We start from the raw sequence: 15,640 nt of genomic DNA, 5'->3' as shown, positions 1-15,640 counted from the left end.
GACGAACGAAAAAGGAGAATATCTTTTATTTTATTGCATAAAAAGCAAATATAAATAAAACATGAAATTTCGAGAAAATATCGAGATGAATTCACACGAGGGGTGCGGGAAATTCAAGGAAAATCTTCGTTTTTTCCACATTTTTTCCACATCATTGTTATTGCTTTATCGGTCTATACTTGTGGGCCTGTAACATCGAGTGTTGAAAAACGCGGGGAAAAAAGATAAGGGGTATCTCCCACCACAAACACCTATTAGATTAAGGAGGAGATACCCCATGAAGCGCGGCAAGACACGCGCACTGACTGAGACACAGTATACCCTCTCTGGCCTCATGAAGCAAGTAGAGGCCCAGCTCCGGGAGGAGGTACGCCACACCTACAAGACGTACCTGGAGCACCTCCTTGAGGCACTGAGAGAGGAGGCAGTAGGGCGACCGCGATATGCACGAGGGGAGGCTGAGAAGCCACCGTACTACCGGTACGGCTACAGGAAGTGGAAGAGTGTGCAGACCCCATGGGGGCCGATCGAGGAGGTACGCGTGCCCCGGATCCGCACCGGCGGGGGGAAGGAGGTGAAGTTGGTCGCCTATGAGCAGAGGCTCGTGGCCCTCACCGAGCAGCTCCTCCTTGGGTATGTGGGAGGGATGAGCGCGCGGAGATATGCCATCCTGTTACGGGAGTTAGGGATAGGCGAGGCCCACCCTCAGACGATCTTACGGATCATAAAGCGTCTTCGTGAGGAGAAGGAGCGGTGGCGGAGGCGGCCGCTTAGTGGGGTGAAGGCGCTCGTGCTGGATGGGGTGTGGGGAAAGCTGAGGGGAAAAGGGAGGAGGGGGCTGGTGGTCTTGAGTGCCGTGGGGGTGAAGGAGGACGGGTCTCATGAGCTCCTCGACTGGGTCGTTGCGGAGCGGGAGGAGCGAGCGAGCTACGAGCGACTGCTTACCAGGCTCTATGAGCGGGGGCTTCATGAGGTGGAGCTGGTGGTGGCCGATGAGGCTGAGGGGATCTGGCAGGCCGTGGAGACGGTGTATCCTGAGGCGAAGAAGCAGGTATGCCTCTGGCACCTTGAGCGGACCCTTGAGCGGACGCTCCTCAATGAACTGAGAGGTAAGGAGAAGAGGCACGTACAGGAGATGCGGCGGGCATTTCGGGATGCCTACCGGAAGCTTTTGGCGGCACGAGAGAAGGAGGAGGCGGAGAAGGCCCTTGAGGGGTTCTGGAAGGAGTGGGGAGCCCGTGCGCCGCGGATGAGTGCCGCACTCCTGTGGCGGAAGGAGCGGCTCTTCTCCTATCTGGAGTTACCCTATGAGTGGAAGGAGAAGGTGAGGACGAACGCCCTTGTGGAGAACCTCTTTCGGCACATGAGGACATTTCTTCGACGGTATCCTGGGTATATGAGCCGTGCCCATGCGGATGAGGCGGTAGGCCTCTACGTGGTGGGCATGCAGATACACACGCAGTGTGGGAGACGCACCCCTTATCAGCTCCAGCTCAATTTCAACACTCCTCCTTGACAGTGCCATACTTGTAGACCTGTTGATATTAGATCCAGGAGCGCGTATACTGGGGCCATCTTCTTCTTACCAAGGATGCTCCATGAGTTATACCGCAGAACAGATACAGGTCCTCAAAGGACTCGAGCCGGTGCGAAAGAGGCCTGGGATGTATATCGGGTCCACCGGGGAGGAGGGACTCCACCACCTCGTGTACGAGGTGGTGGACAACAGTATCGATGAAGCGCTCGCCGGTGTCTGCTCCAGGATAGAGGTGGTGATCGAGCCCGGGAACGTGGTCACGGTCACGGACGATGGCCGTGGTATTCCGGTGGATCTCCATCCCGAGGAAAAGGTGAGCGCCCTCGAGCTCGTGATGACCCGGCTCCATGCAGGGGGGAAGTTCGACAAGAAGACCTACAAGGTTTCCGGCGGGCTGCACGGAGTGGGTGTCTCGGTGGTGAACGCGCTTTCCGAGTGGTGCGAGGTGGAGGTACACAGGGACGGAAAGATCCATGTGCAGCGGTATCAGAGGGGGGTCCCCCTCGGGCCGGTGGAGGTGAGAGGTCGGACCGATCGTACGGGCACCACGACCCGATTTAAGCCCGACGCTGAGATCTTCGAGACCACTGAATTCAGTTTCGACATCCTCTCACAGCGGTTGCGTGAGCTTGCCTTCCTCAACAAGGGGATCGAGATCGTCATACGAGATCTCAGGACGAAGAGGGTGAAGGAGCACGTCTTCAAGTATGAGGGCGGGTTGAGGGAATTCGTCGCCTACCTGAACAAGAACCGGACCACGCTGCAGAAGGAACCCATCTACTTCGAGGGCGCGAGAGACCACGTGGAAGTCGAGTGCGCCATCGAGTACAACGATTCGTACAGCGAGACCTTCTTCTCCTTCGTCAACAACATCAACACGAAAGAGGGGGGTACGCACGTGGTGGGCTTCAGGTCCGCCCTCACCAGGTGTCTCAATGACCTCTTCAAACAGTCGAAGTTCGCAAAGAAGCTCGACGACACCCTCTCCGGTGACGATGTGAGAGAGGGGCTCACCGCGGTCCTCTCCATCAAAGTGCCCGAGCCGCAGTTCGAGGGACAGACCAAGACGAAGCTCGGCAATTCGGATGTGAAAGGGATCGTGGAATCGTTCGTGTACGAGCAGTTGCAGGCCCACTTCGCGAGGCACCCGAAGGATGGCGAGGCTATTCTGGAGAAGGTGGTGCAGGCCGCGAGGGCCAGGATCGCGGCGAGGAAGGCGAGGGAGCTTGCGAGACGGAAGAGCGTGCTGGAAAGCATGGATCTCCCGGGAAAGCTCGCCGACTGTATCGAGAAGGATCCCGCAAGGTGTGAGATCTTCATCGTTGAGGGCGATTCTGCCGGGGGGAGCGCGAAACAGGGGAGGGACAGGGAGTTCCAGGCCATCCTTCCCCTCTGGGGGAAGATGCTCAATGTGGAGAAGACGAGGATGGAGAAGGTCCTCACCAACGATAAGCTCTATCCCATCATCGCCTCTCTGGGGACCGGTATCGGGACCGAGTTCGACATCAGCAGGCTCCGCTATCACAAGGTCATCATCATGGCCGATGCCGATGTGGACGGTTCTCACATCCGAACCCTCCTCCTCACATTCTTCTACCGGTATATGAAGGAACTAGTGGAGAGGGGGCATGTGTACATCGCCATGCCACCCCTCTACAAGGTATGGGTGAAGAACGATGTTGAGTATGCGTATAGCGATGAGGAAAGGGACAGGATATTGGAGAGATTTGCCAAGAAATACAAGAAGGACGAAATAAACGTACAGCGGTACAAGGGGTTGGGGGAGATGAATCCGGAGCAGCTGTGGGAGACCACCATGAATCCCGCCACTCGGAACATCATCCAGATCCGGGTGGAGGATGCGGTGGAGGCCGAGGAGGTCTTCACCACCCTGATGGGCGATCAGGTGGCCCCGAGGCGCAAGTTCATCGAGGAGAACGCCCTGTTCGTTACCAACCTCGATGTATGAGATCCCCTGATATCGGGATGAAGACTTTATCTTTGCGAGGAGTGTTCCGTGGCTGATCTGAAAGGGAAGGTCGTTCCTGTTCCCATAGAAGAGGAGATCAAGGAGTCCTATCTCAACTATGCGATGTCGGTCATCGTGAGCCGGGCTCTTCCCGACGTGAGGGACGGGCTCAAGCCGGTTCAGAGGCGCATCCTCTATGCGATGTACGAGATGGGACTCAGACACGACAGACCGTTCAAGAAGAGCGGTCGTATCGTCGGTGACGTGCTCGGTAAGTACCATCCTCATGGGGACCAGAGTATCTACGATGCCCTCGTGAGGCTTGCCCAAGAGTTCTCCATGAGGTACCCGATGGTCATCGGCCAAGGGAATTTCGGATCGATAGACGGCGATCCCCCTGCGGCGATGAGGTATACGGAGGCGAAGCTCCACAAGATCGCCGAGGAGATGCTCAGGGACATCAACAAGGAGACGGTGGACTTCGTTCCCAATTACGACGAGAGCCTGAAAGAGCCCGCCGTGCTCCCTGCGGCCGTGCCCTACCTGTTGATCAATGGAGCGAGCGGGATCGCCGTGGGGATGGCCACCAACATACCTCCCCACAACCTCGGCGAGGTGAGCAGGGCGATCGCCGCGGTGATAGACAACCCCGAGATCCCGCCCAAGGACCTCCTCCGCTACGTGAAGGGGCCCGATTTCCCCACGGGAGGCATCATCTTCGGGAAGAAGGGGATACGGAGTGCGTACCTCACGGGAAAGGGAGGAGTGGTGGTGCGGGCCCGCCTTTCGCTCGAGACCCTCAGGTCGGGGAGGGAAGCGATCGTGGTCACCGAGATCCCCTATGCGGTGAACAAGTCGAGTCTCCTCGAGCGCGTGGCTTCCCTGGTGAGGGACAAGAAGATAGAGGGGATATCGGAGATCCGGGACGAGTCCGACAGGAATGGGCTCAGGATCGTCTTCGAGCTCAAGAGAGGGGTGATCCCCAAAGTGGTGATCAACCGGCTCTTCTCCATGACCCCGCTCCAGACCACCTTTCACGTGAACGCCCTGGCCCTCGTGGGAGGAAAACCGCAGACCCTCACCTTGAAGGAGATCATCCAGCATTTCATCTCCCACAGGAAGGAGGTGGTGACCAGGAGGGCGCAGTACGATCTCCGGAAGGCGGAGGAACGGGCGCACATCCTGGAAGGGCTCAAGATCGCACTCGACAATATCGACGAGGTGATCGCGATCATCAAGAAATCGCGAACGGTGGACAGCGCACGGAACAATCTCATGCGTCGATTCGGGCTTTCCGAACGTCAGGCACAGGCGATCCTCGACATGCGGCTTCAGAAGCTCACGAGCCTCGAGACGAGAAAGATCATTGAAGAGCTGGAGGCCACGCTCAAGCTCATAGAAGAGCTCAAGGAGCTCCTCGGGAGCGAGAGGAAGATACTGGAGGTGGTGAAGAATGAGACGCTCGAGCTCGCGAAAGAGTACGGCGACGAGCGTCGGACCGAGATCGTGGCGGAGGAGGCGGAGGATCTCGATATCGAAGACCTCATCCAGAAGGAGGACATGGTGGTCCTCGTCTCCCGTGATGGTCTCATCAAAAGGATGCCGGTGAGTGCCTACAGGCGTCAGGGACGGGGGGGCAAAGGGCTCATGGGTGGAAAGCTGAGTGGGGACGATGTAGTGTCCCATCTCTTCGTGGCCTCCACTCACGATTACATCCTGTTTCTCTCAAATGAAGGCAAGGCCTACTATCTCAAGGTGCATGAGATTCCCGAAGGGTCGAGAGTCTCGCAGGGGAAGAGCATCAGGAGTCTCGTCCAGTTGTCTCCTGATGAGCAGGTGAGTGCGGTGGTCTCGGTGGAGACCTTCGAGGAGGAGAGAGAGGTGTTCATGATCACCGCGAAGGGACTCGCCAAGAGGCTTCCGGTGCCGGCCCTCTCGAACGCACGGACGCGAGGGGTGATCGCGATAGGGCTCGAGAAGGGGGATTATCTGGTAGATGCCTTTCTCACGGAAGGGAAGGGGGAGGTGATGATCGTGACCAGGAGAGGGCATGGGTTGCGCTGCAAGGAGGAGGAGTTCAGGAGCATGGGGAGGGCGGCAAGGGGTGTGACGGCCGTGAAGCTGGAACCCGGGGATGAGGTGTGCGGGGCGGTCCCGGTGGAAGAGGGGAAGGATCTCCTCCTCGTCACCTCCGGAGGGTACGGAAAACGGGTCGAGTTTTCCCAGTTCACGGCGCACGGGAGGGGCACGAAGGGGCAGATCGCCTATAAGGTATCGGCTCGGACCGGAGAACTCGCGGCGGTGCTGTCGGTCGAGGCCAAGGATGATGTGATGATCGTGACGGCTCAGGGAAACATCATCAAGCTCGCAGTGAAGGATATCTCCGTGCTCGGGAGACAGGCGGCGGGCGTGAAGGTAGTGAATCTCGAGAAACCGGACTATGTGGTGTCTGTGGACAGGGTGGCAAGGGAGAAATGATCCGCCGGGAGGGGTGGGAAACGGGGGACTGTTTCACGTGAAACAGTCCCCCTTATTTTTGGTGTGGTGAAGAGGCTTAGTGTGTGGGATGGGAGCGGAAAAACGTTTCGAGGGCTTTTTCATATTCGACCAGCAGGGCCTTTTTCTCCGTCTCCGGGAGGAAGGATGATCGGAGGGCGCATCGGTTGATCTCCGAGAAGTCCTTGAAATCGAGACCGAATGCGGCTGCCGCCTTCATGTAATCGTCGGTGAGATCGGTGTCCTGGATGAAGGGATCGTCGGAGTTTAGGGTGACGGGAACCCCTCTTTTGTAGAGTCTTCCGAAGGGGTGTGTCCCGGGATCCGTCCAGGCGCCGGTCTGGTAGTTGGATGTGATGCATTGCTCGAGGGCGATGAAGTGTTCCTTCAGATAGTCCTGGAGCGATTCGTCGTGGATCGCGGAAGTGCCGTGCCCGATCCTGTCCGCACCGAGCGTCCTGATCGCCTTCCAGATCTCCTCCGGAGGTGTCACCTCTCCCGCATGGATGGTGCTCTTGTAGCGGCCGTCCTTCTTGATGCGCCGAAAGAAGTCCGTGAAGAGTTCGGGTCCGTAGTGAAGCTCGTCACCTGCGAGGTCTATGCCCACGATCTCCGGGATGTCGAGCTCCCGGATCTTCTCGTAGAGTTCGAGCATCTGATATTGGTCCTGTTTGTTGCGATTGAAGGTGATGAGGTAACGGATGTGGAATCCGGCCTCTTTGGCCGCGGTGTTGCCCGCCTCTATGACGAGTCTGGTCACCTCCTGCCGATCGAAGTCGTTGTTGAGGGCGAAGTGTTCGGGGGAGAATCGAAGTTCGATGTAGAATATGCCGTCCCGGGCGATTTCCTTCACCGAGTGATAGGTGATTTCCTCGACGTCCTCCAGTGACCTGTACCAGTCGGTCCGGAACTTGGAGAGGAAGGTGAGAAAGTCGGGTTCGGAATCCCTGGGGAACTGGGCGGCCTTCTTGAATTCCTCGTAATCCGAGGGGACCTCGAGGCCGTTTCTCAGGGCGATGGCGTGAAGGGCCTTCCCTGAGAAAGTTCCCTCCAGGTGTCGATGGAGTTCCACTTTTGGAAAGGCTGCAAACACTGGCTTCGGAAGATGTGACATGTCCATGGCAGGCCCTTTCTTCTGGTTCTTGTATCGGCAGGGCGGGGTATAAGGTGTAGGTTTACACCGCTTCCACCGAGGAGATTTCGGGGAGTTTTCTCTTGAGATACGCTTCCACCCCCTGCTTGAGGGTGATCTGGGACATGGGACAGCCGTGACATGCTCCGGTGAGGCGGACTTTCACCACCCCCTGCTCCGTCACCTCCAGGAGCTGGATGTCCCCGCCGTCGGCCTTGAGTGCCGGTCGGATCTCGTTGATCACCTTCTCGACGTCCGTTTTGGTCATCTCGTCGTGTCCTCCGTGGCATGTGTCGTTATATACAAATGTAGCGAGTCCGGACGGACCTATCAAGGTGAGGGGGCGACTCTTTCATTTTCTCTTTCTCTGGGATATACTTTCCGCATGGTGGTGGTGTTCGCGAACCAGAAGGGTGGAGTGGGAAAGACCACAACTGCGGTGAACCTCGGAGCCTATCTCGCCGAGATGGGAAAGCGGGTGCTCCTCGTGGACTTCGATCCCCAGGCGAATCTCTCGAGCAGTGTGGGGGCCCGGGGAAAGCTCCCCACCATCTACGAGGTGCTGAGGGGAGATGCGGAGATCTCCCGGGCGATCCATGCGACGCCGGTGGATCGTCTCGAGGTGATCCCCTCCACCATCCACCTCACCGGAGCGAATGTGGAATTGGTCGATGTGGAGGGGAGGGAGTTCCTGTTGAAGAAGGCCCTTTCCGAGGTGAAGGCTTCGTATGACTATGTGTTCATAGACTCTCCTCCCTCTCTGGGGGTGCTCACCGTGAACGGGCTCGTGGCGGCGGAGACGGTCTACATTCCGCTCCAGTGCGAGTACTTCGCCCTCGAGGGGCTTTCTCTCCTCCTCTCCACGGTGGATCGGGTGAGACAGCGCTTCAATCCCTCTCTCACGATAGGTGGTATCATCTTCACCATGTTCGATTCGCGTACCAGGCTCGCACATGAGGTGGTGGAGAATGTGGTGGGCCATTTCGGGCGCAAGGTGTTCAGGACGATCATTCCGCGCAACGTGCGTCTGTCCGAGGCGCCCTCGCATGGGCTTCCCATAAATCTCTATGATCCGGGGAGCATCGGGGCGAAGAGCTACAAGAAACTCGCAGAGGAGGTGCTGTCCCGTGGCTAAGCGAGGACTGGGCAAGGGGATCGACGCCTTGTTGGGGGGAGGGCTCGATTTTTCCGAAGAGGAGGGTTCGCTCCGGGAGGTGGAGGTGGAGCGACTGGTCCCTCAGGAGGGACAGCCGCGGAAGCATTTCGACGAGGCGGCGCTCGAGGATCTGGCGAGGTCGATCAAGGAGAAGGGGGTGCTCCAGCCGCTCCTCGTGGAGGAGCTTCCCGGGGGGAAGTTCAGGATCGTGGCAGGGGAGCGGCGATACAGGGCGGCGAAGCTCGCAGGGCGTACGACCGTACCGGTGATCGTCCGTTCCTTCACCGAGCAGGAGCGTCTGGAGATCGCCCTCATAGAGAACATCCAGCGGGAGGACCTGACCCCCATCGAGGAGGCGCAGGCCTACCGTGCCCTCATGGAGCACGCAGGCCTCACGCAGGAGCAACTCGCAGAGCGGTTGGGAAAGAGCAGGCCCGTGATCGCCAATGCCCTCAGGTTGCTCCAGCTTCCCGAGGAGATGCAGCGGGCGCTCGACGAGCGGACGATCACGCCGGGGCATGCGAGGGCCATCCTCTCCGTGCCGGATGATGAGGGCCGAAGGCGCTTGTTCTCCCAGATCGTGAAGGAGGGGCTCTCGGTGCGTGAGGCGGAGCGTCGGGCTGCGAGGGTTGCGGGGGATGCCGCGGGTCGGAAGACGCCGGCGGATGAGCGCGCGAGGGATCCCTTTCTCAGGGACCTGGAGGATCGGTGTATCGAGCGGTTGGGGACCAAGGTGCGGATCAAGGGTTCGCTCGAGCGGGGGGTGGTGGAGATCGCCTATTTCTCCAGGGACGACCTGGAACGGCTGGTCGAGGCGCTCCTCGGCGGGGAGTGAGGACGGTTCTCTCTGAGTGGTGTTGACAGGAGTGGTTTTGTGGCGTATACTTTGTGTTGCAAAGTCGTTTTGTGATGCAAAGCGGAGGTGGTATGGATAGGGATCTCGAACAGTACCTCGAGGACATCAAGGAGATAAAGCGTATCCTCACGGAGCGGGAGGGGTATCCTCTGGTGGAGGCCTGGGCCTTCTTCTTGTGGGGTCTCCTCGTGTTTCTTGGCACGTTCCTCTCGTGGTGGGTGGGGCGTCTCGGCTGGTCGGAGCACCAGTGTTTCCTGGGGGTATGGCTCCCCCTGGTGGTGGTGGGGGCGGTGGGCGAGACGGTGTCCTGGGTTCGCCAGAGCAGACGGTTCGGCATGCTGCTCTTCTCTCCCCGAATGGTGCGCCTTATGCTCGCGGCCTTCGGGGTGGTGGTGGTGTGCGGGGCTCTTATCTATGCCCTCCTCGATACGGGAAGGGATGTGCCGGGGCTTTACGTGATGGTGGGGTCGATTCCTCTCCTGTTCTATGGGCTCATGAGCTATCCGGAGCTCTTCGTCCCTGCGATGGGGCTGCTCTTCGTGGGTGCCTTCCTTTGGATAGGGGGGTGGTCCTCGTCGTGGGTCTATCTGGCAAGCGGTGTGATGGTGGGGCTTTTCTACGTGGCTTCTGGGGTGGCGTTCCGGTTCTGGGAGAGGAGGTTCGAGCAGGATGCTCTACACCCAGTTTGATCAGGTGTTCTTCGAGCGGACGAGGCTTTCTCTTATCACCATCCTTTATAGGGACGGGAGGGCTTCGTTCCTCGGGCTCAAGAGGGCCCTCGGGCTCACCGACGGCGCACTGTATGCGCATCTCGAGAAGCTCGTGAGGGCGGGCTACGTGGGGAAGGAGAAGGAGTTGGTGGGGGATGGGGTGCAGACCGTCTACTTTCTCACGAAAAAGGGAAGGCGGGAGTTCCAACGGTACCTCTCGTTCGTGGAGGAGGTTCTCTCGCATAGATCTACTTTGGATGGAGGTGATCGATGAGATGGATGATGGTCCTGCTCTCGTTCGTGGGGGTGGCGACGCTGGGTGCACAGGAAGGGGAGGCGGATCGCCTCCTCAGGGAGATGGAGCGGGCGATCGCCCCTCCGGAGTACCATGCGGTCTTCTCGCTCGAGACCGACTATCCGGACAGAAGGGATCCGGCGCCCATGGTCTTCGAGGCGTGGTACAAGGAGGGGGTGGGGACGTTGATGGAGATCATGGAGCCTGCCCGGTCGAAGGGGCTCCGCTTCCTTCAGAAGGAGGGGGCGTTGTGGATGTTCAATCCACACGCGGGGTCGCGGCGAGCGGTCCGGCTCTCTGCTACGGCTTCGTTCCAGGGGAGTCTCTTCTCCAATCACGATGTGAGCGATCCTCAGTACTCGGACGACTATACTGCCGTGCTCGCGGGGACGGAACGGGTGGAGCATCCCGAACTGGGGATCGTGGAGGCGTATGTGGTGGATGCGAAGGCGGCGCACAGGGCTGCGCCCTACGGGAGGTTGCGGGTCTGGATCGTGAAGGAGGGGGCCATCCCCTGGAAAATGGAGTTCTACTCCAAGTCGGGGTTTCTTCTTAAGGTGTTGTGGTTCTCGGGTCTCAAGGATGTGGCGGGGAGGGTGCGGCCGACGCGCTGGCGGGTGGAGTCCCTGGAACAGGAGGGGGCCTACTCGGTGGTGGAGGTGCGCACCATGGAGGCGGTGGAGGGGCTTCCGGATGAGCGTTTTTCGCTTGGAGGGCTCACGAGATAGGAGGTGTGGTATGAGGCGATTGGTGGTGCCGTGGTTTCTGGTCGGGGGGCTTCTCTGGGGGCAGGTGGTCTCCGGATCGCTCGAGGGGGTGTTCGGGTATGTGCGGGCACGGGAGTGGGTGGAGGACTGGTTGGGTGAGGAGTGGTTGGAGAAGGGGATGGAGGGGAGGGTGAGGGTGGAGCTTGGGGATGAGGGGGGAAGAGGGGTGGTGCTTGTGGGTGTGGAGGGGATGGCGGACGATGTGGGGGGGTGGGAGGGGGAGGTGGTCCTCTACGAGGGGTATGTGGAGCAGGGGGTGGGGGAGTGGGGTGCCGTCCGGGTGGGGAGGCAGGTGGTGCCGCTCGGGGTGTGCTACGGGGTGCACCCCGTGGATGGGCTCCACCGTTGGCGGGGTGAGGATGCGGTGGGGGTGGATGGGGTGGGGGTGCGGGTGTCCAGGGGGGCCGGGGTGTGGGGTGCGGGGTTCGTGGGGATGAGGGAGGGGGATGGGGTGGAGGAACGGCTCGTGTGGGCGGGGATGGTGGATGGGTGGGTGGGAGATGTGGCTGAGGTGGGGGTGAGTGTGGTGTGGAGGGAGGATGAGGTGGAGCGGCCGGGTGGATGGGTGAGTGTGGGGGTCGGGGAGGTGGTGGGGGCGGTGGAGGTGGCGTGGGAGGGGGTGGAGGGGGCGTGGCTGGGGGCGGGGTCGTTGGAGTGGGTGCGGGGCTGGGGTGGGGGACGGTGAGTGTGGTGGGCGAGGGGGTGTGGCAGGAGGAGGGGGTGCTGGGGGAGTACAGGGAGGGGTGGAGCGTGCAGGGGGAGGTGGGGGTGGAGGTGGAGGAGTGGGGATGGGTGAAGGGGGGAGGGGTGTGCGCGGCCGGTGACGGGAGCGGGATGGGGTGGGGGGAGGTGGGGGTGAGGCCCGGGGCGGGGGGGCGGGTGTCGGGTGGGGTGGAGGACTGGGTACGGGTGGGGTGGGTGTGGGGAGGAGAGGACTCGTGGTACGGGAGACACCCCGAGGCGTTGCGTCTCGAGTGCGGGATGCGTATCCACTTCTAGATCAGGAGGTTTCCACATGGCGCTCGTAGAGCTTTACGAGGTGCACAAGGACTATCACCTTGGAAGGACGGTGGTGCATGCACTGAGGGGAGTGAGTCTGGAGATCGCCCAGGGGGAGTTCGTGGCCCTGATGGGTCCCTCCGGATGCGGGAAGACCACCCTTCTCAACATCGTGGGGTGTATCGATAGACCCACCTCGGGACGTGTGTTGTTTGACGGCACCGACGTGGCGGGGCTCTCGGACGACGAGGAGGCTCGGATGAGGAGGGAGCACATAGGATTCATCTTTCAGAGTTTCAACCTCATACCGGTGCTCACCGTGGCGGAGAACGTGGAGATCCCCCTCGTGCTCAAGAGACGGCCGAGGGATGAGAGGAAGAGGAGGGTCGAGGAGCTCCTCGCCCTCGTGGGACTTTCCGAGTACGCTTCCCACCGGCCGGACGAGCTTTCTGGGGGACAGCGGCAGCGGGTGGCGATCGCCAGGGCGCTCGTCCACAACCCCCGTCTCGTCATCGCAGACGAGCCCACGGCCAATCTCGATTCCGAGACCGGAAAGGGGATTCTCGAAGAGATGCGTCGCCTCAATCGGGAGGAGGGGGTCACCTTCATCTTTTCGACGCATGACCACGAGACCATGCGGTTCGCGGAAAGGGTCGTTCACCTGAAGGACGGGAGGATCCACGATGTTCCTTAAGATGGCGGCACTCTCGCTCCTGCGGCACAAGAGGCGCACCGTGCTCATCGTCGCGGCGGTGGCCATCGCTGTGGCCGCCCTCCAGGTGTTGGGGGGAATGCTGGAAGGAATGCGGGTGAGGTTCTTCGCCTCTCTCACCGAGGAAACCGGACATCTGCAGATCACCGGGAAAGGGTACCGGGAATCGCTCAATCCGTATGATCTTTCGATCCTCGTGTCTCCGGATATCATGCCCGCTCTTGAGAGGAAGGCGGGTGTGGTTCGGGTCGAGGCTATGATCCGTTTTGGGGCTGTGCTCATCGGTAGCGAGGGTCGGCACGTGATGGTGGAAGGGGTGGGGCTCGATCCCGACACAGGGTTCTATCCTCGGGTGAGGGAAGACCTGGAGGGACGTTTCCTCTCCAGGAAGACCGGGGTGGTGATCTCCAGGCGGATGGCCCGTCTTTTGGGGGTGGGGCGGGGGGACGAGGTCTTCCTCCTCTCCGAAGGGCCGCTCGGTGAGCCGTACTATCTCGCCTTCGTGGTGGAGGGGCTCTTCTCCACGGACTCCACCTCCTTTGACGAGCGGATGGTCTTCGTTTCGCGGGAGGCGGCCCAGGAACTCCTTGGGATCTCCGAGGTGACCGAGATTCGTGTGGTCTGTGAGGATCCTGAGGATGCGGATGCGGTGAAGGCAGGGATTGCTCCCCTGTTGGATCGGTGGGGAGCCGAGGCCTGGACCTGGAAGGAACTCCAGGGGTCGCTCGTGATCTTCATCACGCTCTTCGATATCGTCGTGCTGTTCATGAATCTCACGGTGCTGGTGGTGGGGGCCTCCCTCGTGGTCAACGCGGTACTCATGAATGCCTTCGACAGGATACGCGAGTTCGGCACGCTCAGGGCCATAGGCCTCACCAGGAGGGGGCTCGTGGGGATCATCGCTCTCGAGGGGCTCTTCTACGGGATTGCGGGGACGTTCCTCGGCATGGGGATCGGTGTCCCCGTGGTGCTCTACTTTGCCTCGCATCCCATCTCGTCCATGGAGGGGCTCTCCGAGGTCCTCGTCGGGGGGAGCTATACCTTCGCCCTCACCGCGCAGAATGCGGCCCTCAACGTGGCGAGCGGCCTGCTCCTCGCCGTGCTCTCGGCCCTCTATGCAGCGGGTGTGGTGGCGAGGAAGGGCGTGTACGAAGCCCTCACGCACGTATAGGAGGGGAATCATGTACCTCATGTGGCTCGGCTACCGTAATGTGCTTCGAAACAGGAGGAGGAGCATCCTCATGCTCCTCGGGCTCTCCATTGGGACCGCCCTTCTCATCTTCGGGATGGGGTGGGTGAGGGGCTACTTCACCACCGTGTACAGGAATATCATCGATTTCGACACCGGACACATCCAGGTCTACCATCCCGACTTCCTGGAGGAGGAGGTGCGTACCCCCCTGGAGTATTCGATCGAGGACTACCGCGGGTGGAGGGCACGCCTCGCCTCTCTCCCCGGAGTGGCGGTGGCGGCGGGGAGGATCGAAGTCCCCGCCCGGCTCTCATGGAGGGGGAGGCAGGTGTACGTGCGCCTGAGGGGGATAGATCCCCCGGAGGAGGCCCGCCTCACCACCATAGAGGGGGCAGTGGTGGAGGGGGCCTTCCTTGTGGGCCGGTCCGGTCTCCTTCTGGGAAAGGAGCTTGCGGACCGACTCGGTGTGGGTGTGGGGGATCCCATCGCGGTGAGGGTGATGGACCGTTATGGCGTGGAGAACGTGGACGTGTTTCCGGTGCAGGGGCTGTTCTCCTTCGGGTATCCGGTGATGGACAGGAACATGGCCTTCATGGATCTCGAGAGCCTCCAGCGACTCCTGGATATGGGGGACGGCGTCACGCACCTGGTGATCCGCCTCGAGCCTCCACTTCCGGTCGAGAAGGGGCTCCTGCTCGTCTCCTCTGCCCTGGAGGGGAGTCCCTACCGTGCCTATCGATGGGAGGAGTTCGCCAAGGCCCTCGTGGCCGCGGTACAGGCGGATTCCGGATCCTTTGTGGTGTTCCTTGCGATCCTCTTCATACTCACAGGGGCGAATATCCTCAATTCGTTTTCCATGTCGGTCTATGAACGGACGCGGGAGTTCGCCACGCTCAGGGCCATGGGTATGAGGAGGGCTACCCTGCGGGGCATGATCCTGTCGGAGGCGTCGGTGCTTGCGGTTGGAGGGACGATCCTGGGATGGATCCTGAGTGCGGGGGCGGTCTGGTATCTCAGCACACAGGGGCTCGACGTCTCGAAGTATCTCCCCTCGGATCTTCCCATGCCGTTTGGTACCCGCTTCTATGGGGACTACAGGTGGTATGATTTCCTCATCGCAGGGGGATTCACCTCCCTCCTTTCGTGGGTGGCCGCCGTGCTCCCGTCTCGCCGGGCCTCTCGGTTGGTGATCGCCGAGGCGCTTCGCGAGGTGAGATGATACGGGCGTGGAACCGGTGGGGAAAAAGGAGTATAGTTAAGGGTATGAGACGGTGGTTGGTCCTTTCCCTCCTCTGTGGAGGGGTGTTGTGGGGGGGTGAGCCCGTGAGGAGCCTCGACCTGTGGATGGGGCTCTCCTCCTCTCTCGCGTATTTCCCATTCATCGAAGAAAATGCTCGCTCCCTGGTGCCGATCGCCTTTTCTTCTCTGGACTTCGGTGGCGACCTCGAGGTAGGGCTCTCCTCCTGGTTCGGAAGCTATGCGAGGGCCCGCGTGGGACTCTATCCGCTGCTCCCCTTCTACGAGATGAGTCCACTCTGGATCCAATCTTCCTTGGGAGTCCGATTCCAGATCTGGGAAGTGCTCGCTCTCGATCTGGGAGGAGGATTCCGCTTCCACCACAACCAGGGGCTCTTTTCCGGGGTGGTCGGTGAAGCGGCCCTCATGTGGCGGAACATCTCCCTCGAGCTCGTGGGAGTCTGGCAGGAGACGCCGTATCTCTCGCTGGGGATGAGATATACATTTCAAGACATAATAAGGTTTTAGATGTTGTCCTGTTTCGATGGGGCATGTTGACAAGGTGGGGACGATTCACTATAGT

The 15,640-nt window shown here is 60.4% G+C and carries 16 protein-coding genes; 14 read left to right on the top strand and 2 right to left on the bottom strand.

What is annotated here, in order from left to right; all coding sequences use genetic code 11:
- Window positions 1-277 precede the first annotated feature (277 nt).
- From STHERM_RS11285 to gyrA, 3 genes are all read left to right on the top strand, one after another.
- Window positions 278-1,516 (top strand): IS256 family transposase, encoded by a 1,239-nt coding sequence (locus STHERM_RS11285; RefSeq protein WP_013314126.1) that lies wholly within the window; start codon window positions 278-280, stop codon window positions 1,514-1,516.
- Window positions 1,517-1,598: 82 nt separating this feature from the next.
- On the top strand, window positions 1,599-3,506 hold the full coding sequence (gene gyrB, locus STHERM_RS11280) for a DNA topoisomerase (ATP-hydrolyzing) subunit B (protein WP_013315016.1): 1,908 nt from the start codon (window positions 1,599-1,601) through the stop codon (window positions 3,504-3,506).
- A 48-nt stretch (window positions 3,507-3,554) separates the two neighbouring features.
- A complete protein-coding gene (gene gyrA, locus STHERM_RS11275) occupies window positions 3,555-5,984 on the top strand; it encodes a DNA topoisomerase (ATP-hydrolyzing) subunit A (RefSeq protein WP_013315015.1) in 2,430 nt (809 codons plus the stop codon).
- A gap of 76 nt (window positions 5,985-6,060) precedes the next feature.
- Here the strand turns inward: gyrA and add are convergent, their stop codons facing one another.
- Together add and STHERM_RS11265 are read right to left on the bottom strand one after the other, a co-directional pair.
- On the bottom strand, window positions 6,061-7,074 hold the full coding sequence (gene add, locus STHERM_RS11270) for an adenosine deaminase (RefSeq protein ID WP_237223292.1): 1,014 nt from the start codon (window positions 7,072-7,074) through the stop codon (window positions 6,061-6,063).
- A gap of 103 nt (window positions 7,075-7,177) precedes the next feature.
- Window positions 7,178-7,402 (bottom strand): NifU family protein, encoded by a 225-nt coding sequence (locus tag STHERM_RS11265; RefSeq protein WP_014625850.1) that lies wholly within the window; start codon window positions 7,400-7,402, stop codon window positions 7,178-7,180.
- 99 nt (window positions 7,403-7,501) lie between these two features.
- Between STHERM_RS11265 and STHERM_RS11260 the strand changes: the two genes are divergently transcribed.
- From STHERM_RS11260 to STHERM_RS11210, 11 genes are all read left to right on the top strand, one after another.
- The gene (locus tag STHERM_RS11260) at window positions 7,502-8,269 is read left to right on the top strand and encodes a ParA family protein (RefSeq protein WP_420480341.1); all 768 of its coding nucleotides are present in this window, start codon (window positions 7,502-7,504) and stop codon (window positions 8,267-8,269) included.
- Window positions 8,262-9,125 (top strand): ParB/RepB/Spo0J family partition protein, encoded by an 864-nt coding sequence (locus STHERM_RS11255; RefSeq protein WP_013315011.1) that lies wholly within the window; start codon window positions 8,262-8,264, stop codon window positions 9,123-9,125. The genes STHERM_RS11260 and STHERM_RS11255 overlap by 8 nt, the downstream gene beginning before the upstream one ends.
- Window positions 9,126-9,217: 92 nt before the next feature.
- Entirely contained in the window at window positions 9,218-9,835 is a 618-nt protein-coding gene (locus STHERM_RS11250) for a hypothetical protein (protein ID WP_148223916.1), read from the top strand.
- The gene (locus tag STHERM_RS11245) at window positions 9,816-10,130 is read left to right on the top strand and encodes a transcriptional regulator (protein ID WP_013315009.1); all 315 of its coding nucleotides are present in this window, start codon (window positions 9,816-9,818) and stop codon (window positions 10,128-10,130) included. Before STHERM_RS11250 ends, STHERM_RS11245 begins: the two co-directional genes overlap by 20 nt.
- A complete protein-coding gene (locus tag STHERM_RS11240) occupies window positions 10,127-10,879 on the top strand; it encodes an outer membrane lipoprotein-sorting protein (protein ID WP_041623662.1) in 753 nt (250 codons plus the stop codon). Before STHERM_RS11245 ends, STHERM_RS11240 begins: the two co-directional genes overlap by 4 nt.
- A gap of 10 nt (window positions 10,880-10,889) precedes the next feature.
- Window positions 10,890-11,603 carry a hypothetical protein gene (locus STHERM_RS12600; protein WP_013315007.1) on the top strand — a complete coding sequence of 238 codons (714 nt, stop codon included), beginning with the start codon at window positions 10,890-10,892 and terminating at the stop codon, window positions 11,601-11,603.
- Complete coding sequence (locus tag STHERM_RS12595) at window positions 11,549-11,917, top strand: hypothetical protein (RefSeq protein ID WP_193379093.1); 369 nt, start codon at window positions 11,549-11,551, stop codon at window positions 11,915-11,917. Before STHERM_RS12600 ends, STHERM_RS12595 begins: the two co-directional genes overlap by 55 nt.
- Window positions 11,918-11,933: 16 nt before the next feature.
- Window positions 11,934-12,611: an ABC transporter ATP-binding protein gene (locus tag STHERM_RS11225; RefSeq protein ID WP_013315006.1), complete on the top strand. Its 678-nt coding sequence runs from the start codon at window positions 11,934-11,936 to the stop codon at window positions 12,609-12,611.
- A complete protein-coding gene (locus tag STHERM_RS11220; RefSeq protein ID WP_013315005.1) occupies window positions 12,601-13,800 on the top strand; it encodes an ABC transporter permease in 1,200 nt (399 codons plus the stop codon). The genes STHERM_RS11225 and STHERM_RS11220 overlap by 11 nt, the downstream gene beginning before the upstream one ends.
- A gap of 10 nt (window positions 13,801-13,810) precedes the next feature.
- Window positions 13,811-15,040, top strand: a complete 1,230-nt coding sequence (locus STHERM_RS11215) for an ABC transporter permease (protein WP_013315004.1) — start codon at window positions 13,811-13,813, stop codon at window positions 15,038-15,040.
- Window positions 15,041-15,084: 44 nt separating this feature from the next.
- Window positions 15,085-15,585 (top strand): hypothetical protein, encoded by a 501-nt coding sequence (locus STHERM_RS11210; protein WP_237223290.1) that lies wholly within the window; start codon window positions 15,085-15,087, stop codon window positions 15,583-15,585.
- Window positions 15,586-15,640: the final 55 nt, after the last annotated feature.

The sequence above is a fragment of the Spirochaeta thermophila DSM 6192 genome (genome assembly GCF_000147075.1).
In the GTDB taxonomy this organism is placed as follows: Bacteria; Spirochaetota; Spirochaetia; order Winmispirales; family Winmispiraceae; genus Winmispira; species Winmispira thermophila_A.
Note: the sequence above shows the minus strand (reverse complement) of the source record. Positions and strands in the feature narration are given on the sequence as shown.